Below are 25,694 nucleotides of genomic sequence, written 5' to 3'. Positions count from 1 at the left end.
AACCAACGTCGCACCACTGAACGCCGAACCCGAGACAACCACCGCGTTCCCACCCGCAGTCGGACCCTCAACAGGAACAAGACCCGTGATGTGAGGAGCAGGAACGGAAACGTACGTATAGCCGACCGCGTTGCTGCTGCCCCTCGGAGTGGTCACGGTGACGTCGACCGGACCCGCCGCGTGTTGCGGCGCGGTGACGGTGATCTGACCATCACTGTCCACCCTGTAGACAGCCGCCGCACCACCGAACGAGACCCTCGTCGCACCGGTGAACGAGGAGCCCGAGACAACCACCGCGTTCCCACCCGCAATCGGACCCTCAACAGGAACAAGACCCGTGATGTGAGGAGCAGGAACGGAAACGTACGTATAGCCGACCGCGTTGCTGCTGCCCCTCGGAGTGGTCACGGTGACGTCGACCGGACCCGCCGCGTGTTGCGGCGCGGTGACGGTGATCTGACCATCACTGTCCACCCTGTAGACAGCCGCCGCACCACCGAACGAGACCCTCGTCGCACCGGTGAACGAGGAGCCCGAGACGACCACCGCGTTCCCACCCGCCGTGGAACCCTGAACGGGAGCGAGGGCCGTGATGTGAGGGGCGGGAGTGGAGACGTACGTGTAGACGAGGCCGTTGCTGGTGCCCCCCGGTGTCGACACCGTGACCGTGACCGGCCGTGTCCCCGGCGGCGCGATGGCGGTGATCTGCGTGCTGCTCACGACGCTGAAGGACGCCCACGTCGTCCCGAACCGCACCGACGTCGCGCCCGTGAGAGCCGTGCCGGTGATGGTGACCGGATTCCCGCCCGTGGTAGGACCCTGGTCGGAATTGAGGGCGCTGATCACCGGAGCCATGGAGGGCCCTTTCGTGTGTGCCGACTGCGGTGCGCCCCGGCCGGAGCCGGGGCACGTGACCGGTACGGCCCTGTAGAGGTGACGTACCGGAGAACCATCTGGGGAGTGTGGGAAGTCGCGGTCAGGTGACAGTGAGCGTGGCGGACCCGGCCTCCACGTTCGTACCTCCCGGAGTGGTGACCGCGATCCAGTAGGTTCCCGCGGCGAGGGCGGGCGCAGTGATCAGGATCTCTCCGTCGCCGATGGGCACGAGGTCGGTGCCGGGCGTCCCGCCGGTGGTGGTGCCCGTGAGGAAGAACGCCACGCCGCTGGCCTCGCCCAGGAAGTTGCCGGTCACATCGACCGAGCGGGGCAGGTCGACGGCCGCACTCGTGGCGGGGTTCGCGAGTGTCGGGGCGGGAGGGTTGTAGTAGGTGAACTGGGCGTTGCTGGTCACGGGGCTGGTGCCGCCGAGGTTGGTGACGGTGACGTCCACCGTCTCGGTGGCCGTCGCGAAGGTGCCTCCGGTCGGGGGGATGCAGGTGATCAGGGTGTCCCCCGTCACGGAGAAGCCCGTCGTGCCCGGGTTGCCGGTGCCGAAGCTGACGTCCGTCGCCGTCGCTCCCGCGAAGCCGGTCCCGGTGATGTTCGTCGGCGTCGTGGGGGTGACGATCCCGGTGGTGACGCTCAGCGAATCGCACACCGGGGCGGCGATGTCGTAGAAAGTCAGGCTGTTGGTGCTTGAGTTGGTGCTCGGGATGGTCACCGAGACCCTGTACACGCCGGCGCCGGCCAGGGTCGGGACGGTGGTGGTGACCGTGGTGGCGGTGGCGACGGTGCCGTTGACCACGATCGTCTCCGACGTGGCGGCGAAGTTCACCCTCACGGTGGAGCCGACCGCGGTGAAGCCACTGCCGGTGATCGTCAGAGCGTCCCCGGTCGAGCCCCGGTTGCCGTCGGTAGCCGTGTTGACTGCGGTGATGCTGGCCATACTGCGTTCCTCTTCTCAGCGGGTCCTTGAGCCGCGGCACAAGCCGGCGCCAGGAGTACCGAGGCGTCAGCTGAAGGATCCGTCTCCCCACCAGGGTGCCCGTCACGACGTCGCGAGCTGGGGCCGTACGGTCCCAGTCGGCTGCCTCGCTCCCCAGCGGAGGGACGGGCGGCCCAACTGGTTGGTACTTGCAGTACGCCAGCAGGGTGACCGTGAATCAAGAGGAGGTGACGCGGCATCACCCGTATGGCCCTGCGTTCGAACCGCGTGCGGCACCGGCGACGCCTCCCGGTGAGCGACGGGGAGCGGCACCGGCTCCGCTCGGATCGAAACCAGGGGTCTCGGCGAACTGACGCCCTTTCACCCTGCGTCGGACCGCCCTCCCCCGATAGGATCGACATGTGATCGAACTGGCTGAAATGATCAGTGAGTTGGGCCAGGAGCTGAACGACGCCCTGACCCGGGGCCCGTCCGGTGTCGTGCGGTTCGAGCTCGGGCCCGTCGAGGTCGAGGCGGATGTCGTGGTGAGCCGCAAGGGCGGCGCCAACGGCAAGGTGCGGTTCTGGGTGGTCGAGGCCGGTGCCGAGGGCCGGTTGGAGTCCTCGCGTACCCATCGCGTCCGCCTCACCCTGCACCCGAAGCTGGTCGCTCCGGACGGGACGCACGTGAAGGTGCTGGTCTCGGGGGAGGAAGAAGAGGGAGAACGCTGACAAAGGCGCCGGGGCGGTACGGCCGCCGCACTGTCCCAACACCCTGACGTGGGGGGACGGGTGGCCGTACGCTGGGCGGCACCGTCAGTGGGAACGGACGGCGGCAGGTGGCGATCGGAGGTCACGGGGGTGGAAGGGCGGAACCCCGCGCGGGTACGCAACGAGTTGGTGGCCAAAGTCGTCGACGTGCTCCAGGAATCGGCCACCCTGCGGCACCCGACCAGTGCCGAGCTGCTGGTGACCATGCTGAGCCAGGAACTGGGCACGTCCGTCGAGCCGTTGCAGAACAGAGCGCTGCGCCCGTATCTGCTGCAACTCGTGGAGGTCTGCGCGCGCATCCCCGACGGGCTGCCCTGTCTGGTGCGCTGCCTCGGCTATGTGGAGGAGCAGTCCGTCACCGTGCTGGCGCTGCACCGCCTGGTGGACGAGTGGGAGGCGGTCGACTTCTTCGACGGCGCCGATCTGCACCCGCTGCGCCCCGACCTGATGGAACTGCGCTCCGCGGCCACGCTGGCCGCGATGGCGCGCCGGGCCAGCCGCTCGCGCACCCAGGAGCTGCCCGCCTGGTGCGACTCGGGCTGGGCGGTGTTCTTACGCCTGGCCGGCGGCAACTCGGCGGCGCGGGAGCTGCCCGTGAGCATGGCGTTCCTGTCCCTGGCCGCCGACCAGCTGGTCGAGGACGGACTGCGGGAGGCCGCCGAGCGGCTGCGCCGCTGGAACCGCCGGCAGGCCCGCACGTGGGGCTTCGAGGACCAGATGGCGGAGTGGCAGCGCGACAGCCTCACCGATCAGCCGGCCTCGTTGATGCCCGCCTATCTGATGATCCAGTTCGAGCCGGACGGCGTCGATCCCGACCGGTACTACCTCTCGCACTGGCGCCAGTCGGACGCCGACAGCTGGCACCCGGTGCCGGGCGAGATACTGCATCTGCACCGCGACGACCTGCCTGCCGAGGTGGACACGCTCATCGAGCAGACCGAGGCACGCTGGTCGGATCTGCGGCAACCCGTCGTACTGGAATTCATCCTCCCGTGGGAGCTGCTGGGGGAACCCGTCGAGTGGTGGCACAAGGAGGCGGCCTCCGACTCGCCCACCCCCCTGGTGATGGACTACACGGTCCTCGTCCGCAGTTTCGAACGTCTGCGCAAGGCCGCGTGGCACCGCCCCTGGCACAACAAGTGGCGCCAGTTCAAGGAGCGTCCGGCGGAGACGCACTCGTACTGGAACCGTCCCGGCAACTCGCACTTCCATCTGGAGCGGGAGCTGAAGGAGGACGAGCAGGCCGTCTGTCTGGTGCTCAGCGAGCCGCCGGGCACGGACTCGGCCACCAGCCGCCAGGAGTATCTGGCGGGGCTGAGGGCGGGTGTTCCGGCCATGATCTGGCACCGCGGCGACTGCGCGGATCCCGCCTTCAAGGAGGCGGTGGCCGAGATCGTGCAGGACCGGGGGCTCGCCGGGCTGCTGGAGCGGACCGGACGTTGGCGCAAGGAGGCACTGGCCATGGGACCGGAGGGGTGGGACAACCATGTGGGGCGCCATCTGGCGATCCTGCTCGACGATCCGGAGCGCAAGCCGGAGCCGCCGGGTCCCGCACTCGCGCCGGTGAAGCCGTGAGGCGGCCGGCCGGATCCGTGTGTCCACCGACCGTCCCCGAAAGGTGAGTGGGGGTGCCCGACATGCACCGGCGTGATTCCACCGGCCCGCGTCCGTTCCGAATCCGCCACCCTGCTTCCGCCGTGCTGCGGCGTACACCGCCCGCGTGCTTCCGTGCGTCCTTGCTTCGGGGGTGGTCGCGCTGCGAGGCTTGGTTCGTGGATGTCACGCATGCCTGGAGTCTGCGGGACTCCACCGCCCTCTCACCGTCACTACGGCGCCTTGAGAGCACTCATGCACGATGACGACGAACAGCGACCGGCGAAGGCCGAGCGGGCCCGCCAGGAGGCCGCCCGTGTGCTGAGCCGGCTCGGCCGGTCGGCCGGGCGGCACCCCGTGGAGGCGGTGCTCGTCGTCGACGCGCATCCCACGATGCGGGTGTGGGACGGCCCCGTCGGGGGCGATCTCGTCGACGAGCTGGAGCGGGCGGGACAGTTCACCCGGGTGCGGGTGGTACGGCTGCTGGGGACCGACGAGACGACTCCGGCGCAGGTGCGCGCCGAGGAGCCGCTCGGCACGACCGCGGGTGTGCGCCGGGTGGTACTGGTGCTGACCGACGGCATCGCCACCGGTTGGCGCCTGGGCACCGTGCATCCGCTGCTGCGCGCATGGGGGCGCGCGTACCCGGTCGCGGTGGTGCATCTGCTGCCCCCGCATCTGTGGTTCCGCACCGGGCTCGATGTGTACCGGATGCGCATCCGCGCCCCGCGCCCGTGGACGGCCAACAGCGCCTGGAGCTGGGCGGAGCGGGAGGCGCCGGCCGGTACGGAGGACGCCGGGGAGGCCGGCGCCGAGGCGGAGGCGGCCGCCCCCGTCGTCGTACCCGTGCTGGCCCTGTCCGAGCGGTGGGCGGCCGCGCTGATCCGGCTGGTGTCCGGAGCCGAGCCGCAATGGCTGGATCTGTCCGCCGTACAGGCACGGGAGTGGAAGAGCAGGCCGGACGCGGCGCGTGCGCTGCCCTGGGCGCAGGACGTGCCCGACCCGTACAGCCCGGTGCCCGCGGCCGAACGCGTCTCCGATTTCCGGGCGGCGGCGAGCCCCACGGCGTTCACGCTGGCGACCCGGCTGGCCGCCGCGCCGCTGAGCCTGCCCGTCATCCGGGCGCTCGTCGCGGCCACCCCGGACGCGGCCCCGGTGCATGTCTCCGAGCTGTTGATGAGCGGTCTGGTACGGCCCGTACCGGCGCGGGGTGACGGGCCGACGGACGTGGTGTTCGACTTCGCGCCCGATGTCCGCGAGGAGCTGCTGGCGCTGGGGCGCCGCAGCGCGACCGCGCGGGTGCTGTACGACGTCCGGGGGTTATTGGCCGGGGACGAGGCGACCCGTTCCCTGCTGCCCTCTCCCGACGAACCGCTGGACACGCTGGCGATGCCCAGCGTCACCAGCCGCAACATCACCTTCTTCCGGGTGGAACTGACCGCGCTGCGCGCCCTGTCCGGGCGGTACGACCAGCGCGCCGCGATGTTGGCCAAGGTGCTGAGCTGGCACGATCGGCGCTACGCAGTCAGCCTGGAAAAGTTCACCCTGGAAAAGTTGCGACGCACATCCACGGGATCCGCGCCGACCGCCTCGGCCTCCGATGCGGACGGACCCGCCGCCGAGCCGGAATCCCGGACCGTTTCCGAAGGAGCCACATCGATGCCGACACCGCCTCAGGAAACCGTGGAGGGAGAGCGCACCACACAGCCGCGCGTCTGGGGGAACCTGCCGCCGCGCAACCCCAACTTCACCGGGCGCAGCGGACTGCTGGAGCTGCTCGACCAGCGGCTGCGGGAGGGCACCACCACGGTGCTCCCGGAGGCGATCCACGGGATGGGCGGCGTCGGCAAGACCCAGCTGGCGATCGAGTACGCCTACCGGCACCAGTCCGAGTACGACATCGTGTGGTGGATCCCCTCCGAGCGGCCCGGTCAGATCGGCCAGGCCCTGGTGGAACTGGCCCAGCGGCTGGGCCTGGTGACCACCACCGAGGCCAACATCGCGGGCCCCGCCGTCCGCGAGGCGCTGCGCGAGGGCCGGCCGTACTCGCGCTGGCTGCTGATCTTCGACAACGCCGACAACCCCGAGCAGGTGCGCCACTACTTCCCGCAGGGCGGCCACGGCACCATCCTCGTCACCTCCCGCAACCGGCGCTGGGGGCAGGTGGGCGGCTCCCTGGAGGTGGACGTGTTCACCCGCGAGGAGAGCAAGGAGCTGCTGCGCCGTTCGGGGCCGCCGCTGCGCGAGGAGGAGGCCGACGCGCTGGCCGAGGCGCTCGGCGATCTGCCGCTGGCCCTCGAACAGGCGGCGGCCTGGCGGGCCGAGACCGGGATGCCGGCGTCCGAGTACCTGCGGCTGTTCGAGAACAAGCGCATGGAGCTGCTGGAGGTGGCCCCGCCGCCGGACTACCAGCTCCCGGTCGCCGCCGCGTGGAACGTCTCCCTCGACCACCTGGAGACCCGCAGCCCCGCGGCCCTGCGGCTGCTCCAGCTGTGCTCCTACTTCGCGCCCGACCCGATCTCCCGCTCGATCTTCTCCGGCCTCGGCAACAGCAGCATCTTCCCCGAGCTGGACGCCGCGCTGAACGACCCGATCCGGCTCGCCCGCGCGATAAGAGAGGTCAACCGGTACTCGCTGGCGCGTATCGACCACCGGACGAACTCCATCGAGATGCACCGCCTGGTCCAGCTGGTCCTCAACAACCGTATGTCGCCCGAGGAGCAGGCCCGGATGCGGCACGGGGCGCACACCCTGCTCGCTGCCGCGGACCCCAAGTCCCCCGAGGAACCGACGAGCTGGCCCCGCTATGCGGAGCTGTACAGCCATGTCATCGCGTCCGGGGCGATCAGGTCCGACCAGCCCTGGGTGCGCCAGCTGGTCCGGAACGTCGCCGAGTACCTCTACCGGTGGGGCGACCACGACGTCTCGCTCGACTTCTCCGAGCAGGCCTGGAAGTCCTGGCTGGAGATCTTCGGCGAGGAGGACCAGCAGACCCTCCTGATGGGGCAGTGGCTCTGCTTCATGTACTGGGTGGTGGGCCGGTTCGACGACGCGGCGCGGCTGGTCAGCCACTTGCGGGAGGTGTACGAGCGCACCGCCCCGGCGGACGGCGAGGACACCCGCGAGGACGCGCTGGACGCGCTTCAGCTGGAGGCGGCGGTACGGCGTGTGGAGGGCAGGTTCGCCACCGGCGCCGAGCTGGACCGGATCGCGTACGACCGGGCGCACCGGGCCTTCGGCGAGGACGACCCGACCACCCTGAACATCGCGCACAACCTCTGTGTGAGCCTGCGTCTGGTCGGTGACTTCCAGGGGGCGCTGGAACTCGACCGGCGGACCCTGAGCCTGAAACTGCGGCTGTTCGGCCGCGAGGACCGGCGGACCCTGCACTCCGAGAACCATGTCGCCATCGATGTGCGCGAGACCGGCGACTACGTGGGCGCGCGCAGCCTGCAAGAGTCCGTGCTGAGCGCCTTCCGGGACGTGTTCGGCCAGGGCAACCCCTCCACGATCGAGGCCAAGCGCCAGCTCAGCGAGTCCTCCCGCAAGGCGGGCGACCACGCGCGGTCGCTGGACCTGGCCACCGAGGCGCACGCCCAGTTCACCCGACGCTACGGCGAGACCCACCCGCAGTCGCTGGCCTCCGCGTTGGCCCTGTCGATCGCGCTGCGGCAGAACGGCGACCTCCAGGCGGCCCGGACCCGGGGCGTCAAGGCATGCGAGGGCTACCGGCAGATCTACGACCCGCACCACCCGCACGTCCTGTCGGCGGACATCGACCTCGCCGTCACCCTGCGACTGCTCGGCCGGCCCGAGGAGGCGCGGCGGCTGGACGAGGCGGCGCTCGGCTCGCTCACCGACCGGCTCGGCGCCGGGCATCCCCTGGCCCTCGTCTGCGCCATCAACCTGGCCAGCGATCTGGCCGCCCTGGGCCACCACGAGGACGCGCGCCACCGCGGCGAGGACACGCTGGCCCTGTGCCGGGAGACCTTCGGCGAGGACCATCCCACCACGCTGGCCTGCGCCGCCAACCTGTCCCTCGACCTCCTCGCGACCGGCGCCGAGGCCGAGTGCGCGGCGCTCCGTGAGGACACCCTGATGCGCATGGAGCGCGTCCTGGACGCCCCACGCCTCCAGGCTGACTCGGGGACGCGGCACCCGGCGACGGTGCAGTTCAGGGAGCAGGGCCGGGCCAACTGCGACATCGATCCGCTGCCGCTGTGACAGGGGTGGGGGCGCCGCCGCTCGGCGGGCCCCCGCACGGCCGTGTCGCGGGGCCGTCCGGTCCCCTGTGTCACGTCCCGAGCCAGGCCGCCAGCCGTACCGGGTCCGCCCCACGGCCGGTCGTCACCTCAAGCGCGTCCTGTACGGCGCGGGCGCGCTCCGGATGGTGGCGGAGCAGCTGGGCGGCGGTCCGCTGGGCCGGGTCGGCCGCGAGGGCGCGGCCGAGACCGGCCCAGGCGGCGGCCGGTGCCCCCTTGGCCGACAACCGGGCGGCGAACGCGGCGCGGGCCGCGGCGTGTTCGCCACGCAGCAGCCGCACCTCGGCGGCTTCGGCGCCGTCGACGCCGCCGGGGCACCGCCAGGCTCCCTCGGGGTCGCTGAGGTGGTACCGGGCCAGGACGGCCGTGCTGTCCGAGAAGCGGACCTCGGTGTCGGGTACCAGGAGGGGTGCCGCGGCGAGGGCCGACGGCGGCCGGGGGGCGTCCTGTCGCCAGGCGCGGACCGCTTCCTCGACCGCCCTCGCGGGTGGGCTCAGGTGGTGGGCGCGCCAGCGGGCGTGGTGGTCGGCCGCGGCCTCCTCGGCCAGGCGCAGCGGCGTCACGGGGACCTCGTCGGTCATCCACGCGGCGCAGCGCTCGGTCAGGCACTCGACCACGTACCGCCCGAGCGGGGTGAGCCGTTCGTGTCCGCGGACGGCGTTCAGCGTGGCCCACACCTGCGTGCGCCAGAGAGCGAACTCGAAGTGGGCCAGGGGGGCGTGGGCCGGGTCGGCGGTGTGCCGATGGGCGCGCCAGAAGCGGGTCACGCCGAGGAAGGCGTAGATGCCCTGGAGCAGTCCGCCGAGCGGGCGGGGGTCGTCCCGCCAGGGGGCGTAGAGCAGGGTTCCGGGCGCCTCGGGGTCCGTCGTCGCCTCGGTCAGCGGCCCCAGGTGCATCAGCCCGCCCAGCTTGGTGTGCTGGAACTCGTGCACGAGGGTCGCGGCGAGCTGGGCGACATCGTCCGGCCGGGACGCACTGACCCCGCCGAAGGCGTCGCCGGCCGTGCTGCTATGCGGCCGAAACCTTTCTCTCGCAGGGGTCGGCGCCACCGACATCAGGCCCTGGCGCATCGCCTCGGCGTTCGCCGGATCGTCGCGGAACAGCACCTCCCAGGCCTCGGCGAGCGTCGACTCCCAGTACGCCGCCTCCTCAGGGGCCAGCGGACTGGGGTCGCTCGGCTGGGGGAACGTCCGGTAGGGGTCCAGGTCCTCCAGCACCAGGGACTTCGTCCGTCCTCCGGTCCCCAGCGTCGTCCTGCGCACCGGTATCCAGTCCCGCGCGCGCCGGTCCGGGTCGGTGGGGACCTCCACGACACCACCCGCACCCGTGACGCGCACCCGGCCGTCGCGCCCCGTGACCCGGGCGGTACCCCAGGGCTCGGGGTCCGCCAGGACCGCGCAGCCCAGCGTGGGCAGCGGCACCAGGCCGCGGCGCACGGGGACGGTGATCTCGAACTCCAGCCCGGCCCGTACCGCCGCGGCGGCGGCGAGGGCGGCGAGATGTCCCATGACCACCCAGTGCGGCGCGTCCTCGTAGACCCGCCCCCTGATCCGGCGCACGGCGAGCGACACCCACATGCCGGTGTTCGGCGACATCAGCAGGTCCTCGCACACCTCGGGAGCGTGTCGCTGGGCGCGTTCCAGCAGGTCCCAGCCCTGGGCGAAGGCGTCCGTGCCGTCTGGGCCGGTATCGTCCGGGGAGGCTCCGTTGCGCAGCGCCCGCAGCAGCAGGAGCCGGCGGCTGCGCTCCGCGCGCAGCAGTTCCGCCATGACCGCGCCGTCGCCCTCGCCGTGTGCGAGATCCCTGAGGCCGGCTGCCGAGAGCCGGTGGTACGGCGGATGCTCCCCCGTCTTCGTGGCGTCAACGGCCACGTGTCCCCCACAGCACCCTGCTGATCACCTCGTCACTCAGTCGAAGCGGGACGGGTTGTACGAAACCGTGATGGCCTGCGGACCGTCGATGTGGTGCAGCAGCTGCTCCAGGGACTCCGTGAACGTGGCGCCGTCCATGGAGCGCAGTACTTCGAGGGAGACACCGGAGAGATCGACGAGACCGGACTCTACGGCAGGCATCGGATGCTCCACGGCTGCCAAGTCCCCTCCCGTACCCATGAGTCAGCGATGTGCCTCAACCATGATGACCCAGCGCCGCACAAGTCGAAACCCCGTAATCCGTCGGCCCCGCGAGAACGAGTCAGCCGCGGTACCGGGCGAGCCGGGCCGCCGCGCCGTCCATTCGGTCCACTTCGGCCGAGGGACCCTCCAACAATCGCACGGCTTCGAGGAGTTGGTCGAGTGTGCCCGGATAGCGCAGACAGGTGCGCACGATGCCGTAGACGTCCATCCGCAGCCGGGGATCACGGGGACTGTTGGCCGCCACCCGGTCGCTGATGCTGTCCAGCACGAGGGCCATGCCGTTCCCGCTGCGCAGAGCGGGTACGGCGGTCAACGCGTCGACCAGTTCGCTGAGTTCGCGCAGCGGCAGGTCGGACGGCAGCCCGGCGAGACCGGTCACCGGGCGGCGCCCCTCGGCGCCGTCGGCGAGGCCGAGCGCGGCGCGCGGCGGCAGACCGGCGTACCGCTGGAACCGCTCCGCCTCGGCGGCCGTGAACGACTCGTACCACCGCTCCACCCGCCGCGCCGCGAGCCTGCCGAGGCCGTCGGACCGGTGGTGCGCGCTCACCATGCCGATCACCGCGCCTCCGCACCATACGGCCGCGCCCGACATGCCCTCCCAGGGGGAGCGGTGCGGCTCGGTGTCGGCGGGTGGTGCGGCGACGGCCAGTTCCAGGGTCCCCTCGCGCAGGTTGGACAGGACCGAGACGGTGCCGGTGACATGGCAGGAGTCCCGGTACCGGCCCGGCGCGTCCCCGTCCGCGCGCAGCTTGAACCGCGGGAATCCCATCGCGCTGAAGGTCAGTACCACGTCCGCGTCGGGCGCGGCGGCATAGCGCGGCGGCGCGATGCCGGTACGGCCCGCCGGTACACGCTCGATCTCCAGGAGCGCGACATCGGCGGCCTCGGCCTCCAGCGCGACCCGTGCGGGGGAGTCCCACTCCCCCGGCCGGTCCGCGTCGAACCGTACCCGCACGGACGCGGCTCCCGCGACCACATGAGCGGCCGTCAGCACCCATCCGTCCCCGACCCGGTATCCGGACCCCCGGCGTCCCGGGTTCCCCTCCACCAGCACCTCGGCGACCCGCGCCGCGTCCAGCCCCTCTTCCCCCGGTCCCCTCACGTCCGTCCCCTACCCCTCGGACCCAGGAGATACGCGGTTCGGGCGGCACCGGGAGGTTCCGGTGACCGACCGCCGCCCCGTCCCCCGAACACGACCGAGGGCCGACTCCGGATGTCTCCGAAGCCGGAACCCGGGCCGCCACCAGCGTGCGTCTCCGGTGACCTGCCGCAGGGCTCAGGCGTCCGTCCAGGTGTGTCCGGCCCGCTCCAGTCGTCCTCGACCCGCTGCCAGGTGGGTCAGGGTGCGGGGAAGATCGCTCAACGGCTCGCAGAGGGCCCGAACCACCAGGTCCAGGCCGGCCGGCGGTACCCCGCGGGGGGCCAGCACATCGGCGAGGAAGACCAGGAAGTCCGTGAAGACGCGCGGGTCGTCGACGAAGACACCGGCGGCGAGGAAGTCCACCAGGAGACCCAGGTCCTCGACAGCGGCCTCATGCCGCTCGTCGGCACATCGCCGCATCGGCGGGAAGCATCGGTGCAGGTGGTCGACCAGGTGCCGCAGAAGATCACCGCGGCGGCTGACGAGTTGGGCGTACTCCCCGTCAGCCAGGTGGTCCAGTGCGGGCGCCCCGGTCAGCGGCGGCGGCCACTGCTCCGCCAGCAGGTCAGCGGCGTCCACCGCGGTGCGCGCGTACAGGTCGGCACCCAGCGTACGAGCCCAGATGCCGTCCGGCCCGAAGCCGGCCCCACCGGCCAGGACCGGTACGCGCGCCAGTCGGCACGCCTCGATCGTGCGGTACATCCGGGGCAGGCGCACCGCCAGCATGCACGACAGGGCGATCAGATCAGAGCCGTTCTGATGCAGATACGAGATCAGGTGTGCGGTGGGTACACCGGCACCGAGGAACCGTACCGCGAAGCCGCGCAGCCGTAGCACCTCCGCAACAATATGGGCGGGCAGGGTGTGCCATTCGCCGTCCGGACAGGCCACCGCCACGCTCCCGAGAGGAGGGTCGGGGACCACGGTCACGGCGGCGAGTGCGGCGACGGCCCGGTTGCTGACATGGGTGGCCGCGTGTTCCTGGGCCACACTCCACTCGTTGGCCACCCAGCGCTCGCCGACCGCTGCCTGGGCGGGTGCGATCAGGTCGAGCAGCACGTCCTCGGCGCTGACGCCGCGGGCGAGAAGGTCCAGGACGAGCGCCACGGCGGCCGTCTCGTCCGCTCGGGCCAGGTGGTCGTCGAAGGCCGTGCGAACACTCTCGATGGCGTCGGAGCGCTCGGCGGTCACCGCGGCTGCTCCACGTCCGCTGACGGCGCAAGGGCGGGGGCCTGCACGGCGAGAACGGCGAGGTCGTCGTGGTCGGCTCCGGCCAGCCACTGCCCGGTGCGCAGGTCGATCCGCTCGGCGACCGCGCCGGCCGGCATGCCGAGGCAGGCGGCCAGGTCGCGCATCAACCGCCGTTCGCCGTACATCTCCTGCTCCGTCGGCCCACCGCGCGCCTCGGTCACACCGTCGCTGTACAACAGCAACAGTTCGCCGGCTGCCAGCCGGATCTCCGTCTGGTGGAAGTCCGGGTCGGGCAGGGCGCCGACCAGCGTCCCACCGATGTGCACCTCGTCCACCCTGCCGTCCTTGCGCAGCACCAGTGGTGGCAAATGCCCGCCACCTGCAAGCACGACGTCCAGCGCGCCGTCTCGCGCCAAGCCGACGGACCCCGTCACCAGTGTCGTGAAGGGAGTGGGATCTCCCTCCCAAAGCGCCTCATTGAGCAGCTGCAGCATCCTCACGGGCCGGGATTCCACCAGAGCCAGCGATCGGAGGCTCTGCCGCACCCGTCCGGCGAACACCGCCGCCTCGACTCCCTTGCCGCAGACGTCGCCGAAAAAGAACCCAACACCGCCCTCGGCGTCCGCCCGGACCTGGTAGAAGTCGCCGCCGAGCCGCAATGTTTCGCGGGCGGGCCGGTACGCAGCCCCGAGGTGGACCCCCGCCACGTGCGGAAGCGGGTCGGGTTCCAGCCCGTCCTGCAGCACGGCAGCGGTGTGCACCTGCTCGGCATAGAAAGTCGCAGCCTCCAGCGCGAGGCTCGCACGCGCGGCGAACTCCCGCGCCAGCTCGACGTCCGCCGCGCCGAAGCCCGTCCGCTGCGGCCCGTGCGCCAGCACCAGTACGCCGGCCGGCATCCCGGGCCCGGGGAGCGTGACCACCAAGGCCTGACCAGCCGGATTCGGATCCTGCGGCAGCGCTCCGCCCAGCCGCGCCACTTCCTGCCAGTCGCACAGTACGGGCTGTTCCACCAATCCTCTCAGGGCGTGGGCCACTGACGGAGCCTGGTCCAACGCCGCTGCCGGCAACTGGCCGGCGCACTCGTCCGGCCCGTAGAGGTGCCAGGCCACGCAACGTCCCCGGACCGGCAGGAACAGGATGGCCGTGTCCGCCAGGGCGGGGACCGCCACCCGCACCACCGCACGCACCGTACGGCCGTGGTGGAGGGAGGCCGCGAGCTGCTTCCCCGCCTCCGCCAGGAAGGCGGAGCGGGCCCGCTCGGCCATCATCTCGTTCTGGCGCTCATGGACCGCGCTGTCGTCGCGCACCAACCACACGCAGTGACCGGCTGGAGTCCCGTGGCCCCGCAGCACCACCCGGTGCCCTGACAACCGGCGCCCGTCGGAGACCGTCTCGAAGCAGTCCGCGCCCTCGGCCATGGCACGCGACAGCGGCCCGTGGAGCGGCTCACCGATGCGCAGCTGAGGGAAGAGTCGTTTCGCCTGGACGTTGCACCAGCTCGGCAACCCGGCCGCGTCGCAGACTACGACGGCCTGATCCACTAGATCCAGCAACCTCGCGGACACGCCGGTCGGCAGTCCTGGTGTCGCCGGCGTGGCACGCGGCTCCTCCTGTCGGCGCGACGCAGCAGGCGAACGAAGGAGCGAAAGACCCGGCGCCTGCTTGCGCCGGGGTGTCTCGCGGCCGCCGCTGGTCACCGCCGGCTCACGCTGTCGTCGGCCACGGCAGCGGCGCACGGGAGACCTGCCGCATGGCAAGGCAGGTTGTCCATCAACTGGATCACCGCCTTCTTCACATCGCCCGAAGACTCCCCCCGAAGCAACGGTAGCGCGATCTCGACAGGGCCGTCGTGGGGTCCCGCGGGTCAGGGTCGGGCGGATGCGCGGGCAGCGACACCAGACTTCCCCTCGCCCGGACGGACGGCGAAGAATCGGGTCGGGTCTCACCGCGCACGCCGCGGGGCATATATCCGTCATGCGAGTTCTGGCACCTTCCAGGCGCCGTGAGACGAAGCGCCGCTGGCCCGCTTACGCGCTGGCTGCGGCCGCGGTGACGACTACGGCGGTGACCGGCGCGCGAGCCGTGGATCCCCACAGCGCCTGGTACGAAACCTTGTCCAAACCACCATGGCAGCCACCCTCGTGGGCGTTCGGTGCAGTATGGACCCCCTTGTACGGGAGCATCGCCTTCGCCGCCGGGCACGCCGCGAACCGGGCGGGTGGCGGCGAGCGCCGTCGGCTGGTCGGGGCACTGGCTGCAAACCTGGCCCTGAACGCGTCCTGGAGCCGGCTGTTCTTTGCCGCCAGGAGCCCCCGGGCCGGTCTCGCCGGCACCGCCCTCCTTACTCTGAGCACTCTGGGCCTCCTGCGGGTGACCGTCCGCGTCGACCGGACCGCCGCGGCGGCCCTGATCCCCTATGCGGCCTGGTGTGCCTTCGCCACCACCCTCAACGCCGACATCGTCCGCCGGAACGGCGGCTGCCGATAAGCCGTCCGGCCTGACGGCCAGCGGCTTCCGCGCCTTCTGGAGCCTCCGATGCCGCTCCTCACCACGGCGCGGCCGCGGCTGTCGACTCAGGGGCTGAACAGCGGTGGCCCACATCGAAGGACTTCGGGGTCGAACCAGTAGTCCGCGGCATGCGGGTCCGACAAAGCATCCAGAAGGATGGCCGTGGGGCGCGGGTCATCGGCGGGGCGAGGGCGGCGCAGGCGCGGATCGCCGGATCTGGGTCGGTGAGCAGGTCGGGATTCCTGAGAAGGTGGCCAGCGGCGCCGACGGCGGCCTCGCGGACGAGGGGGTCGGTATCGGCCAGGTAGGGAGCCACCGCCGGGTCGATCGCGGGGCGAGCCGAGCCGGACGTACGCGGCTTCAGGGACCAGCAGGTGTTGTCAGAGGTGCTCATTGACAACCGCTGAGCTCCTCCGCCATATCTGCGTGGCCAGCACCTGACGCCGCGCCAGGAGTGTCGGCCCCCTCACGCCAGCCCTTCGGTGAAGATAGCCGCGGCTGCCCTCACCGCCGCCCAACTCGCTCGGCGATTGGGCAGCCTGGACCTGCCGACGTGCTATTGATCGATGGCAGACGCGTCAAGCGCGAACCCGCCGGCAAGGATCGTCAATCGCGGAGAGCAACCGTCCAACCGTGAAAACCGTGAGACGAATGTGAGAGGCAAGACCCGGGGGGGACCCGGAGCACGCCGGAGGCCGCTTCCTCGCGAACGAGAAAACGGCCTCCGACCTGCGACAATGGGATAAACCCTTGTCGGGACGACAGGATTTGAACCTGCGACCCCTTGACCCCCAGTCAAGTGCGCTACCAAGCTGCGCCACGTCCCGGCACCGTTTGACCTGCGGTTTCCCCGATCACAACGTGCAGGAAAACAATACCGCACTCGGCTCGGTGATCGCGCACGACTTCCGGGGTTGACCTCAAGTTTGGTCGAGGTTGCAGGCTGTCGCCCATGACGATCACAGCGGACGAACACCTCGCCCACGGGTACGCCGACCTGCCTGGTCTGATGAGCCTGATGACGGGGGACGAGAAACACGGCCCGGCGGCCACCTCCACGCTCGACGTGCTGTGGGTGCTCTACGACCGGGTGCTGCGGGTCACGCCGGAGCGGGCGGAGGATCCGGGCCGGGACCGGTTCCTGCTGAGCAAGGGGCACGGCCCGATGGCGTACTACGCGGTGCTGGCCGCCAAGGGGTTCCTGCCGGTCGGATGGCTGCCCGGTTTCGGCTCGTACGACTCCCCGCTCGGCCACCACCCGGACCGGGTGCTGGTACCGGGCGCCGAGATCGGCAGCGGGTCGCTCGGGCACGGGCTGCCGATCGGCGTGGGCACCGCGCTGGGGCTGCGGGCGCAGGGCCTGGACGATCCGGCGGTCTGGGTGCTGATCGGGGACGCCGAGCTGGACGAGGGCAGCAACCACGAGGCCATCGCCTTCGCCGGACCCGCCGGGCTGGACCGGCTGCACACCGTGGTGGTGGACAACGCCTCCGCCAGCCATGCGCGGCCCGGCGGCATCGCCGCGCGGTTCGAGGCGGCGGGCTGGTCGGCGGTGACCGCCGACGGGCGGGATCACGCGGCCCTGTACGAGGCGTTCACGGCGCCGCATCCGGGGCGCCCGCACGTGGTCGTGGCCCGGGTCGAGCCGAAGAACGCCTGAAACACGTCCTCCTCTCCCTCACGCTCCGAAAGGGCGGCATCTCCATGGACACCATGCGTGACCGTTTCGCTCCCGTCGTCTCCCGGCTCCTCGACGAGGACCCACGGGTCGCGGTGGTCCTCGCCGAGATCGGCAAGGACGCGTTCCACGAGGCCATCGCCCGGCATCCCGAGCGGGTGATCAACGTCGGCATCCGCGAGCAGCTGCTGGTGGGGGCGGCGGCGGGAATGGCCCTGACCGGGCTGCGGCCGGTCGTCCACACCTTCGCCAGTTTTCTGGTGGAGCGGCCGTTCGAGCAGGTCAAGCTGGACTTCGGGCACCAGGGCACGGGCGCGGTGCTGGTGAGCGCGGCCGCCTCCTTCGACTGGCCGGCCGGTGGGTTCACGCACATGGCGCCGGGCGACGTGGCGCTGCTGGACACCCTGGACGGCTGGACCGTCCATGTGCCGGGACACCCCGACGAGGCCGAGACCCTGCTGCGCCACGCGGTCGCCGCGGGCGACGACCGGGTGTACGTACGGCTCTCCCTGCAGTCCAACCGGCAGGCGCGACCGGTCGACGGCGCGCGGTTCCTGACCGTACGGGAGGGACGTGCCGGTGTCGTCATCGCGGTCGGGCCGCTGCTGGACGCGGTGCTCGACGCGACGGAGGGCATGGATGTGACCGTGCTGTACGCGACGACCGTACGTCCGTTCGACACGGCCGGGCTGCGCCGGGCGAGCGAGGCGGCGGGGACGGACGTGGTGCTGGTCGAGCCGTATCTCGCCGGCACGTCGACCGGCGCGGTGAACGACGCCCTCGCGGACCTCCCGCACCGTGTCCTCGGCCTCGGCGTCGACCGCGGGGAGCTGCGCCGCTACGGCACCGTCGAGGAGCACACGGCCGCGCACGGCCTGGACGCGCGGGGGTTGCGGAAGCGGATCGGGGGGTTCTTGGGGGCGGGGGCGGGAGGGGGCTCGGGGGTGTGAGGCACCGGAGCGGGGTGGGGTGGGGTGGGCCGGGGTGTGAGACGCAGGCGGGGTAGGGGCGCGCTCGGTGGCGGGGCCGCGGTCGGGGAGGCCGTCAGCCCGGGGCCGGAGCGTCCTGCGCGACCCCTGGTTCCGGGCGGGCGTCGGCCCGGACCAGGGTGCGTATCGCGGGGACGGCGAGGAGGAAGGCGACCACGGCGAGGCTGGCCACCGATGCGACCAGCAGGACATGGCGGGCACCCAGGGCGCCGGCCGCGGGGCCCGCGAGGGCCTGGCCGATCGGCATCATGGCCAGCGAGCCCGCGACGTCGTAGGAGTGGATGCGGTTGAGGGACTCGGCCGGGACCTGCGTCAGCACGCTCGTCGCCCACATCACGCCCCAGAAGGAGATCCCCGCCCCGGCGAGCGCCGCGCCCGCCGCGATAGCCGGCATGTCCAGGCCGAGTCCCACGGCGCCCGGGAAGGTGAAGTAGAGGCACAGGAACAGCGCGCCCGCCCTGAGCATGCGGCGGGGACGCAGCCGCATGGCGAACAGGCCGCCGACGACGGTGCCCGCGCCGAGGGCCGAGTTCACCAGGCCGTAGGCGCGGGCGCCGTGGTGCCGGACCACCTCGGTGGCCACCAGCGGGACGGTCGGGCCGTACACCGCGATCATGTACAGACACCAGATGGCGATCACGGCCCACAGCCACGTCCGGGACCTGAACTCCCGCCAGCCCTGCACCAGATCGGCCCGCAGCACGCGCAGCCCCCGGCCGGTGGCGGCGAGCGTGCCCAAGGGCAGCGGCCGCAGCCGGAGCAGCAGCAGGCACAGGGCGCTGACCGCGTAGGTCCCGGCGTGCGCGGCGAACACCGCGCCGGGCGAGGCGAAGCCGACGAGGAGACCGGCGACGACCGGACCCGCGAGCTGGGAGGAGGACTCGGCGACGCGGATCGCGGCGTTGGCGCCCTGGACGTCGGCGGCGAGCCGGGGCACCGTACTGGCCACGCCGGGCTGGAACACGGCGGCGGCCGTGCCGTTGACGAAGCCGATGACGCACAGTTCCCACAGCACCACATGCCCGTCGAAGAGCAGCCCCGCGGCGAGGGACTGGGTACAGACCCGCGTCAGGTCGGCGCCGATCATCAGCCGCCGTGTACTGAACCGGTCGGCGATCACCCCGCCGAAGACGACCAGCCCGGCGAAGGCGGCGGTCGACGCCGCCATGGCGAGCCCCACCGCGCCCGCGCCGTACCCGTGCTCCAGCAACCCGGCGGCCAGCGCGACGGGCAACATCGTGTCCCCGAGCCGCGCGACGGCCCGAGCCGCGAAGAACAGCCCGAAGTCCCGCGACCAGACCCGCCGAGCCCGAGCATCCCCCGACCGGCCCCGTCCCGTCCCGGCCCCCGGCCACGGCGCGGCCGGCGGTGGCGTCGTTCCCTCGCCCGTGCGCACCCCCGTCTCCCCGGTCCGCTGGTCGTCACGACCCGGCGCACCCTCGTCAAGGGCGCCGTCCCCGTCCGGCCCCGCCGCCCCGGTCATGCCGTTCCCCTCCCTCGCGACAACGCGGGATCATCCCACGTCCCTCCCCCGGCCACCGGAGTTTTCACGGAGTGGGCGGAAGGCCCAACTCGGGGTGGGATTCGAGGAGTCGGGGCGGGGCGGCCTGGCGCCAGGAGTCGGCGAGGATGTCGCGGAGTTCGGCCTCGTCCTCCAGAGCCGCGAGCCGCGTTCTGATCCAGGCGAACTGCGCCTCGTGCCCGGCGATCCAGAACTTCTCCGGTTCGGCCAGCACGAGTTCGTCCCGCTCCTCCTTCGGACAGCGCACGGCGACGGACGTCTCGTCCTCGGGCAAGGTCGCGAACATCTTCCCGGCCACCCGGAACGTGGGCATGTTCCAGGCGGTCTTCTCCGTGGTGTCCGGGAAGGACAGCGCGATACGTCGTACATCTTCGGCATCCGGCATGCCCCGCACCGTAACGTCCGCCACTGACAGTCACCCGGCCGGCCGAACCGGACGCCCGAAGGGCCGGACCGCCGGTGCCCGCCGAGCCGGTGGCCGCCGACGCCGAGGTCCGTGACCGGGCCGGCGCGCACATCGGTGAGCCGCTCGTGCGGGCCGCCGCGCCATCCCGGCGGCCCCTGAGCGGGCTCGCCCAGGTCACCGGCGAGACGTCGGTCCCACCGTCCGTCGATCAGGTGCGGGCCACCTCGCCGACCGGCTCGCCCGCTACGGCACGCTCACGTCCGGGCCGCCGACCCCAGCGCCTCCAGCACCGGCCTGATCAGCGGATGCCCCTCGGCGCCCCGGCGCACCGCGGCGAAGACGCGGCGGGTGGGGGCCACGCCGTCGACGGGACGGACGATCACATCGGTGAGGTCCATGCCGCGCAGGGCGGAGCGGGGGACGAGGGCGACGCCCGCGTCGGCGGAGGCGAGGGCGACGACGGCACGGAAGTCGTCCGAGGAGTGTTCGAGGCGGGGCTGGAAGCCGGCGCTTTCGCAGGCGAGGACGACGACGTCGTGGCAGGGGTTGCCGGGGTAGGGCCCGATCCAGGGGTCCTTGGCCAGCTCCGCGAGCGGGACCTCGGCCGAGTCGGCGAGGCGGTGGCCGACGGGGACGACGGCGTCGAACGGCTCGGCGTAGAGCGGGACATGGGTGAGGCGGGGGTCGTCCGCGGGCGGCGCGCCCCGGTACTCGACGGCCACCGCCACGTCCACCTGCCGGTCGAGCACCATCGGCAGGCTGGCGTCGCCCTCCGCGTCCTGGACGCGGATGTGTATGCCGGGCGCGGTGGTGGCGAGGCGGGCCACGGCGGGAGCCACGACCTGGGCGATGCCGGTCGCGAAGGCCGCCACGGTGACCGTGCCGGCCTCGCCCGAGCCGTACGCCGCGAGTTCCGCCTCGGCGCGCTCCAGCTGGGCGAGGACCGCGTTGGTGTGGCCGAGCAGGATCTCGCCGGCCGGTGTGAGCCGTACGCCTTTGGCGCCCCGCTCGACCAGCCGGTGGCCGGTCTCCTGCTCCAGGGCCGTCAGCTGCTGGGAGACGGCCGAGGGGGTGAGATAGAGCGCGGCGGCCGCCGCGGTGACCGTGCGGTGGTCGGCCACCGCACGGAGGATGTGGAGCCGCCGTGCCTCGATCATGCCCCCGATTATCCCAGGCGATATCGCCTGGTCAGGCCGCCAGCTCCGCGCGCGCCGCGATGAAGGCGTCCACCGCGCGGTCGACGTCGGCCGTGGAGTGCGCGGCGGACAACTGGACGCGGATGCGGGCCTGGCCCTGCGGGACGACCGGGTAGGAGAAGCCGATCACGTACACGCCCCGCTCCAGGAGCAGCTCGGCCATGCGGCCCGCCTGCGCCGCGTCGCCGATCATCACGGGGGCGATGGCGTGGTCGCCGGGGAGGATGTCGAAGCCCTCCTCGGTCATCCGGGAGCGGAACAGCGCGGTGTTCTCGGCGAGCCGCACCCGCAGGTCGTCGGCGGACTCCAGCAGGTCGAGGACCTTGAGGGAGGCGGCGGCGATCACCGGGGCGAGGGTGTTGGAGAACAGGTACGGGCGCGAGCGCTGGCGCAGCAGGGCGACGATCTCGGCGCGCGCGGCGACGTAGCCGCCGGAGGCGCCGCCGAGGGCCTTGCCGAGGGTGCCGGTGATGATGTCCACGCGGTCCGTCACGCCGTGCAGCTCGGGGGTGCCGCGGCCGGAGGGGCCGACGAAGCCGACGGCGTGCGAGTCGTCGACCATGACCATCGCGTCGTAGCGGTCGGCGAGGTCGCAGATCTCGCGCAGCGGGGCGACGTAGCCGTCCATGGAGAACACGCCGTCGGTGACGATCAGGCGCCGCCGGGCGCCGGACGCCTCCTTGAGCTGCGTCTCCAGGTCGGCGAGGTCGCGGTTGGCGTAGCGGTAGCGGCGGGCCTTGGACAGCCGGATGCCGTCGATGATGGAGGCGTGGTTCAGGGCGTCGGAGATCACCGCGTCCTCCTCGCCGAGCAGGGTCTCGAAGACACCGCCGTTGGCGTCGAAGCAGGAGGAGTAGAGGATCGTGTCCTCCTGGCCGAGGAACGCGGACAGGCGCGCCTCCAGCTCCTTGTGCACCTCCTGGGTGCCGCAGATGAAGCGCACGGAGGCCATGCCGTAGCCCCAGCGGTCCAGGGCCTCGTGGGCGGCGGCGATCACCTCGGGGTGGTCGGCGAGGCCGAGGTAGTTGTTGGCGCAGAAGTTGAGGACCTCGCCGGGGCGGCCGCCGGCGGTGACCTCGACGGTCGCGGACTGCGGGCTGCCGATGACCCGTTCGGGCTTGTGCAGCCCGGCGGCGCGGATCTCGTCGAGGGTGGCGCGCAGGTCGTCGCGGACGGTGTCGAACATGACAGAAGCTCCTAGGTCGTGCGGATGGCGTACGCCGGGCGGATGACTCACGCGGTCCAGTCGAGGATGATCTTGCCGCCCTTGCCGCTCGCGGCGTCCGCGAAGGCCGCCTCGAAGTCGCGGTAGCCGTACCGGCCGGTGATCACGGGGGCGAGGTCGAGGCCGCCCTCCAGCAGCACCGACATCGCGTACCAGGTCTCGAACATCTCCCGGCCGTAGATGCCCTTGATGGTGATCATCGAGGTGACGACACGGGCCCAGTCGACGGGGAACTCCTGGGACGGCAGGCCGAGCATGGCGATGCGGCCGCCGTGCGTCATGTTGGCGATCATGTCGCGCATGGCCTCGGGGCGGCCGGACATCTCCAGCCCGATGTCGAAGCCCTCGCGCAGCCCCAGCTCCCGCTGTCCGTCGGCGATCGTGGCCTCGGCGACGTTCAGCGCGAGGCTCACGCCGATCTTGCGGGCCAGCTCCAGGCGCTCCTCGCTGACGTCGGTGACGACGACGTTGCGGGCGCCCGCGTGCCGGGCGACGGCGGCGGCCATCAGGCCGATCGGGCCCGCCCCGGTGATCAGGACGTCCTCGCCGACCAGCGGGAAGGACAGCGCGGTGTGCACGGCGTTGCCGAACGGGTCGAAGATCGCGGCGACATCGAGGTCGACCGGGACGCGGTGCACCCAGACGTTGGCCGCGGGCAGGGCGACGTACTCGGCGAACGCGCCGTCGCGTCCCACGCCGAGACCGACGGTGGCGCGGCACAGATGGCGGCGCCCGGCCTGGCAGTTGCGGCACTTGCCGCACACCAGGTGGCCCTCGCCGCTGACCCGGTCGCCGACGCCGACGTCCGTGACGTCCCGGCCGACCGCCACGACCTCGCCGACGAACTCGTGCCCGACCACCAGCGGGGTGCTGATCGCCTGCTGCGCCCAGCCGTCCCAGGCCCGGATGTGCAGGTCGGTGCCGCAGATGCCGGTCCGCAGGACCTTGATCAGTACGTCGCCCGGCCCTGTCGTGGGCTCCGGGACGTCCGTCAGCCAGAGTCCGGGCTCCGCCTTGTCCTTGACCAGCGCCTTCACGCGTGCGGCTCCTGTGGGTGAGGTCCCGGAAACGGGCATGCCGAAGCGCCCGCGCCGGGTCAGAGGGGTGGAATCACCCTGCAATCTGCCGTATGAGCGGGCCGGGGTCCATCGAGCTTTTCTTAACCGCCGCCTCAGCTTTCCTTCACGCCCCACCCGTCACATCAGCCGGTTTCTCAGATGGGCAGCCCGTCCCGCGCACTCCGTTCGATGCGTACGACGAGTTCGGCGGCGAGCGCCTTGATGGTCTCCAAGCCCTCCCGGCCCCAGGCGCGCGGCCCGGTGTCGGCGGCGCACACGGTGCCGAGCGCCATCCCGGTGCCGTCCAGGAGCGGGGCGCCGAGGTAGGAGTGGATGCCGTACTCGTCCACGACCGGATTGCCCGCGAACCGCGGATAGTCGCGCACGTCCTCCAGGACCAGCGCCTTGCGGCGGACGACCACATGGGGGCAGAAGCCGTGGTCGCGGGGCAGCGTCCGGCCCCACTCCGCTCTGCTGCCGTCCTCCCGCAGGACGGGCGCGACGGCCGGGACGCGCAGCCCGGCGAAGAACTGCCGTTCCTCGCCGATGAAGTTGACCATGGCGTACGGTGCGCCGGCGAGCAGGGCGAGATGGTCCGCGAAGGCGTCGAGCGCGGGTTCGGGGCGTTCCCCGAGGCCGAGCGCCCTCAGCCGCCGGACGCGGGCGGGGGCCTCCTTGTCCTCGGGGGTGAGCAGCAGACCGCGGACCGGCCGGGGCGGCTCGTAGCTCATGGCCGGGCTCCGTCGCTGTGCGGGTACCTCATCTGGGGAACTCCGTGGGCGGTTGGGGGGATCACCGGCGCGCGGCGCCGTGGCTCGGCGCCGGTTCCGGGGTGTGGGCGAGCAGATGGCGGACGAGGGCGAGCAGGGTCTGCACCCCGGAGCTGGAGATCCGGGCGTCGCAGCGCACGACCGGGACCTCGGGGTCGAGGTCGATGGCGGCGCGCACCTCCTCGGTGTCGTAGCGGTGGCCGCCGTCGAACTCGTTGACGGCGACGATGAAGCCGAGTCCGCGTTCCTCGAAGAAGTCCACGGCGGCGAAGCAGTCCTGGAGCCGGCGGGTGTCGGCGAGGACGACCGCGCCGAGCGCGCCCTCGGACAGCTCGTCCCACATGAACCAGAACCGCTCCTGCCCGGGGGTGCCGAACAGATACAGCACATGGTCCGGATCGAGGGAGATCCGGCCGAAGTCCATGGCGACCGTGGTCTCCATCTTGTTCTCGATGCCTTCGAGGCTGTCGGTCGCGGCGCTGACCGTGGTGAGCAGCTCCTCCGTGCTCAGCGGGGCGATCTCGCTGACCGCGCCCACGAAGGTGGTCTTGCCCGCCCCGAACCCGCCCGCCACGAGGATCTTGAGCGCGGTGGGGAACGGGTCAGAGCTGTCGTCGTAGTCCATCGAGCACTGCCTCCAGCAGGGACCGGTCGGTGGGAGTGTGGTGGAAGGCGGGGGGCTTGGTGGTGAGCGCCCCGCAGTCGACCAGGTCCGCGAGCAGGACCTTGGTGACCACGGCGGGCAGTCCGAGGTGCGCGGCGACCTCGGCGACCGAGACGGGTGCCCGACACAGGTCGAGGGCCTGGGCGTGCTCTGGACCGAGGTAGCCGAGCGGGGTGACCCCGGTGGCCATCACCTGCGAGATCAGGTCGAGTGCGACGCTGGGTTCGGTGCGGCCGTCGCTGACCGTGAACGGGCGCACCAGCCGTCCGGCCGCGTCGTCCAGCCAGGGCCCGTCGCCGGCCGCCGCCACGCTCAATGCCTCGGCGCCGTGGGTCCGACGGCGTGCTGCCGGGGGGCGGTGGCCAGATAGGGGCGGACGCTCTTGACCAGCATCGCCATCTCGTAGCCGAGCACGGCCGCGTCGGCCTCGCGGCCCGCCAGCACGGCGAGACAGGTGCCGGAACCGGCGGTGGTGACGAACAGCAGCGTCGAGGCGAGTTCCACCACGACCTGCCGTACGTCGCCGCCGTCCCCGAACCGGACGCCCGCGCTGCGGCCGAGCGAGTACAGGCCGGAGGCGAGGGCGGCCATGTGGTCGGCGCTGTCGGGGTCGAGGCCGTGCACGGACTTGACCAGTCCGTCGCAGGACAGGAGCACCGCGCTGCTGGTGTGCGGTACGCGCTGCACGAGGCCGCTGAGCAGCCAGTCGAGGTCGGATGCGTGAGCGGTCGGCGCATCGCTCGCCATGGTGGATCGACTCCTTGGGGTACTAAGGTCTTCGG

Annotated in this window: 22 protein-coding genes and 1 tRNA gene; 6 read left to right on the top strand and 17 right to left on the bottom strand. The window is 72.1% G+C overall.

From position 1 onward, the window contains the following. Both ACWDD7_RS25250 and ACWDD7_RS25245 read right to left on the bottom strand, forming a co-directional pair. A partial coding sequence (locus ACWDD7_RS25250) for an IPT/TIG domain-containing protein (protein WP_450459023.1) occupies positions 1-855 on the bottom strand: 855 nt, incomplete at its 3' end. A 121-nt stretch (positions 856-976) separates the two neighbouring features. Further along, a complete protein-coding gene (locus ACWDD7_RS25245) occupies positions 977-1,825 on the bottom strand; it encodes an IPT/TIG domain-containing protein (protein ID WP_450459022.1) in 849 nt (282 codons plus the stop codon). Positions 1,826-2,226: 401 nt separating this feature from the next. Here ACWDD7_RS25245 and ACWDD7_RS25240 point away from each other — a divergent pair, with 401 nt between their 5' ends. The 3 genes from ACWDD7_RS25240 (at position 2,227) to fxsT (ending at position 8,391) form a co-directional block, all read left to right on the top strand. Continuing rightward, the gene (locus ACWDD7_RS25240; protein WP_351872738.1) at positions 2,227-2,535 is read left to right on the top strand and encodes a trypco2 family protein; all 309 of its coding nucleotides are present in this window, start codon (positions 2,227-2,229) and stop codon (positions 2,533-2,535) included. 168 nt (positions 2,536-2,703) lie between these two features. Beyond that, positions 2,704-4,149 carry a VMAP-C domain-containing protein gene (locus tag ACWDD7_RS25235; RefSeq protein ID WP_351872736.1) on the top strand — a complete coding sequence of 482 codons (1,446 nt, stop codon included), beginning with the start codon at positions 2,704-2,706 and terminating at the stop codon, positions 4,147-4,149. A gap of 273 nt (positions 4,150-4,422) precedes the next feature. After that, positions 4,423-8,391: an FxSxx-COOH system tetratricopeptide repeat protein gene (gene fxsT, locus ACWDD7_RS25230; RefSeq protein ID WP_351872733.1), complete on the top strand. Its 3,969-nt coding sequence runs from the start codon at positions 4,423-4,425 to the stop codon at positions 8,389-8,391. 70 nt (positions 8,392-8,461) lie between these two features. Here fxsT and ACWDD7_RS25225 read toward each other — a convergent pair whose 3' ends face one another. The 5 genes from ACWDD7_RS25225 to ACWDD7_RS25205 all read right to left on the bottom strand — a co-directional run bounded on the left by ACWDD7_RS25225 (position 8,462) and on the right by ACWDD7_RS25205 (position 14,437). Then, positions 8,462-10,300, bottom strand: coding sequence for an HEXXH motif domain-containing protein (locus ACWDD7_RS25225; RefSeq protein WP_450459021.1), 1,839 nt, complete (start codon positions 10,298-10,300; stop codon positions 8,462-8,464). A gap of 36 nt (positions 10,301-10,336) precedes the next feature. Continuing rightward, positions 10,337-10,501 (bottom strand): hypothetical protein, encoded by a 165-nt coding sequence (locus ACWDD7_RS25220; protein WP_351872727.1) that lies wholly within the window; start codon positions 10,499-10,501, stop codon positions 10,337-10,339. Between the two features lie 121 nt (positions 10,502-10,622). Further along, positions 10,623-11,666 carry an effector-associated domain 2-containing protein gene (locus tag ACWDD7_RS25215; protein ID WP_450459020.1) on the bottom strand — a complete coding sequence of 348 codons (1,044 nt, stop codon included), beginning with the start codon at positions 11,664-11,666 and terminating at the stop codon, positions 10,623-10,625. Between the two features lie 174 nt (positions 11,667-11,840). Next, positions 11,841-12,896, bottom strand: coding sequence for a cobalamin B12-binding domain-containing protein (locus tag ACWDD7_RS25210; protein WP_450459019.1), 1,056 nt, complete (start codon positions 12,894-12,896; stop codon positions 11,841-11,843). Continuing rightward, positions 12,893-14,437 (bottom strand): SpoIIE family protein phosphatase, encoded by a 1,545-nt coding sequence (locus ACWDD7_RS25205; RefSeq protein ID WP_450459018.1) that lies wholly within the window; start codon positions 14,435-14,437, stop codon positions 12,893-12,895. The genes ACWDD7_RS25210 and ACWDD7_RS25205 overlap by 4 nt, the downstream gene beginning before the upstream one ends. A gap of 337 nt (positions 14,438-14,774) precedes the next feature. On the opposite strand from ACWDD7_RS25205, the gene ACWDD7_RS25200 reads away from it, so the two are divergent. Further along, the gene (locus ACWDD7_RS25200) at positions 14,775-15,383 is read left to right on the top strand and encodes a TspO/MBR family protein (protein WP_450459017.1); all 609 of its coding nucleotides are present in this window, start codon (positions 14,775-14,777) and stop codon (positions 15,381-15,383) included. A 774-nt stretch (positions 15,384-16,157) separates the two neighbouring features. Here the strand turns inward: ACWDD7_RS25200 and ACWDD7_RS25195 are convergent. Next, positions 16,158-16,231: transfer RNA gene (locus ACWDD7_RS25195), tRNA-Pro, on the bottom strand. A 125-nt stretch (positions 16,232-16,356) separates the two neighbouring features. Between ACWDD7_RS25195 and ACWDD7_RS25190 the strand changes: the two genes are divergently transcribed. Both ACWDD7_RS25190 and ACWDD7_RS25185 read left to right on the top strand, forming a co-directional pair. After that, the gene (locus ACWDD7_RS25190; RefSeq protein ID WP_450459016.1) at positions 16,357-17,064 is read left to right on the top strand and encodes a transketolase; all 708 of its coding nucleotides are present in this window, start codon (positions 16,357-16,359) and stop codon (positions 17,062-17,064) included. Positions 17,065-17,108: 44 nt separating this feature from the next. After that, entirely contained in the window at positions 17,109-18,032 is a 924-nt protein-coding gene (locus ACWDD7_RS25185) for a transketolase family protein (protein WP_351872709.1), read from the top strand. A 94-nt stretch (positions 18,033-18,126) separates the two neighbouring features. Here ACWDD7_RS25185 and ACWDD7_RS25180 read toward each other — a convergent pair whose 3' ends face one another. The 9 genes from ACWDD7_RS25180 to ACWDD7_RS25140 all read right to left on the bottom strand — a co-directional run bounded on the left by ACWDD7_RS25180 (position 18,127) and on the right by ACWDD7_RS25140 (position 25,659). After that, entirely contained in the window at positions 18,127-19,554 is a 1,428-nt protein-coding gene (locus ACWDD7_RS25180; protein WP_450459014.1) for an MFS transporter, read from the bottom strand. Positions 19,555-19,618: 64 nt separating this feature from the next. After that, positions 19,619-19,978 (bottom strand): MmcQ/YjbR family DNA-binding protein, encoded by a 360-nt coding sequence (locus ACWDD7_RS25175; protein WP_351872703.1) that lies wholly within the window; start codon positions 19,976-19,978, stop codon positions 19,619-19,621. Positions 19,979-20,253: 275 nt separating this feature from the next. Further along, on the bottom strand, positions 20,254-21,156 hold the full coding sequence (locus ACWDD7_RS25170) for a LysR family transcriptional regulator (RefSeq protein WP_351872701.1): 903 nt from the start codon (positions 21,154-21,156) through the stop codon (positions 20,254-20,256). Between the two features lie 31 nt (positions 21,157-21,187). Next, positions 21,188-22,381: a glycine C-acetyltransferase gene (locus tag ACWDD7_RS25165; RefSeq protein WP_351872698.1), complete on the bottom strand. Its 1,194-nt coding sequence runs from the start codon at positions 22,379-22,381 to the stop codon at positions 21,188-21,190. 47 nt (positions 22,382-22,428) lie between these two features. Continuing rightward, complete coding sequence (tdh, locus tag ACWDD7_RS25160) at positions 22,429-23,457, bottom strand: L-threonine 3-dehydrogenase (RefSeq protein WP_351872696.1); 1,029 nt, start codon at positions 23,455-23,457, stop codon at positions 22,429-22,431. A 176-nt stretch (positions 23,458-23,633) separates the two neighbouring features. Beyond that, positions 23,634-24,209, bottom strand: coding sequence for a GAF domain-containing protein (locus tag ACWDD7_RS25155; protein ID WP_351872693.1), 576 nt, complete (start codon positions 24,207-24,209; stop codon positions 23,634-23,636). A gap of 61 nt (positions 24,210-24,270) precedes the next feature. Further along, positions 24,271-24,873, bottom strand: a complete 603-nt coding sequence (locus ACWDD7_RS25150) for a GTP-binding protein (RefSeq protein ID WP_450459013.1) — start codon at positions 24,871-24,873, stop codon at positions 24,271-24,273. After that, positions 24,851-25,222, bottom strand: coding sequence for a DUF742 domain-containing protein (locus tag ACWDD7_RS25145; RefSeq protein ID WP_351872688.1), 372 nt, complete (start codon positions 25,220-25,222; stop codon positions 24,851-24,853). The genes ACWDD7_RS25150 and ACWDD7_RS25145 overlap by 23 nt, the downstream gene beginning before the upstream one ends. A gap of 2 nt (positions 25,223-25,224) precedes the next feature. Next, on the bottom strand, positions 25,225-25,659 hold the full coding sequence (locus tag ACWDD7_RS25140) for a roadblock/LC7 domain-containing protein (protein WP_351872685.1): 435 nt from the start codon (positions 25,657-25,659) through the stop codon (positions 25,225-25,227). Between the last annotated feature and the right edge of the window lie 35 nt (positions 25,660-25,694).

This window comes from Streptomyces sp. NPDC001056 (assembly GCF_053598955.1).
Note: the sequence above shows the minus strand (reverse complement) of the source record. Positions and strands in the feature narration are given on the sequence as shown.

Coding starts and splice junctions, on each gene's coding strand:
- ACWDD7_RS25155 (WP_351872693.1), bottom strand. CDS start 24,209: ATGAGCTACGAGCCGCCCCGGCCGGTCCGCGGTCTGCTGCTCACCCCC.
- ACWDD7_RS25220 (WP_351872727.1), bottom strand. CDS start 10,501: ATGCCTGCCGTAGAGTCCGGTCTCGTCGATCTCTCCGGTGTCTCCCTC.
- ACWDD7_RS25200 (WP_450459017.1), top strand. CDS start 14,775: ATGCGCGGGCAGCGACACCAGACTTCCCCTCGCCCGGACGGACGGCGA.
- ACWDD7_RS25140 (WP_351872685.1), bottom strand. CDS start 25,659: ATGGCGAGCGATGCGCCGACCGCTCACGCATCCGACCTCGACTGGCTG.
- ACWDD7_RS25190 (WP_450459016.1), top strand. CDS start 16,357: ATGACGATCACAGCGGACGAACACCTCGCCCACGGGTACGCCGACCTG.
- ACWDD7_RS25165 (WP_351872698.1), bottom strand. CDS start 22,381: ATGTTCGACACCGTCCGCGACGACCTGCGCGCCACCCTCGACGAGATC.
- ACWDD7_RS25175 (WP_351872703.1), bottom strand. CDS start 19,978: ATGCCGGATGCCGAAGATGTACGACGTATCGCGCTGTCCTTCCCGGAC.
- ACWDD7_RS25170 (WP_351872701.1), bottom strand. CDS start 21,156: ATGATCGAGGCACGGCGGCTCCACATCCTCCGTGCGGTGGCCGACCAC.
- ACWDD7_RS25185 (WP_351872709.1), top strand. CDS start 17,109: ATGGACACCATGCGTGACCGTTTCGCTCCCGTCGTCTCCCGGCTCCTC.
- ACWDD7_RS25150 (WP_450459013.1), bottom strand. CDS start 24,873: ATGGACTACGACGACAGCTCTGACCCGTTCCCCACCGCGCTCAAGATC.
- ACWDD7_RS25180 (WP_450459014.1), bottom strand. CDS start 19,554: ATGACCGGGGCGGCGGGGCCGGACGGGGACGGCGCCCTTGACGAGGGT.
- ACWDD7_RS25245 (WP_450459022.1), bottom strand. CDS start 1,825: ATGGCCAGCATCACCGCAGTCAACACGGCTACCGACGGCAACCGGGGC.
- fxsT (WP_351872733.1), top strand. CDS start 4,423: ATGCACGATGACGACGAACAGCGACCGGCGAAGGCCGAGCGGGCCCGC.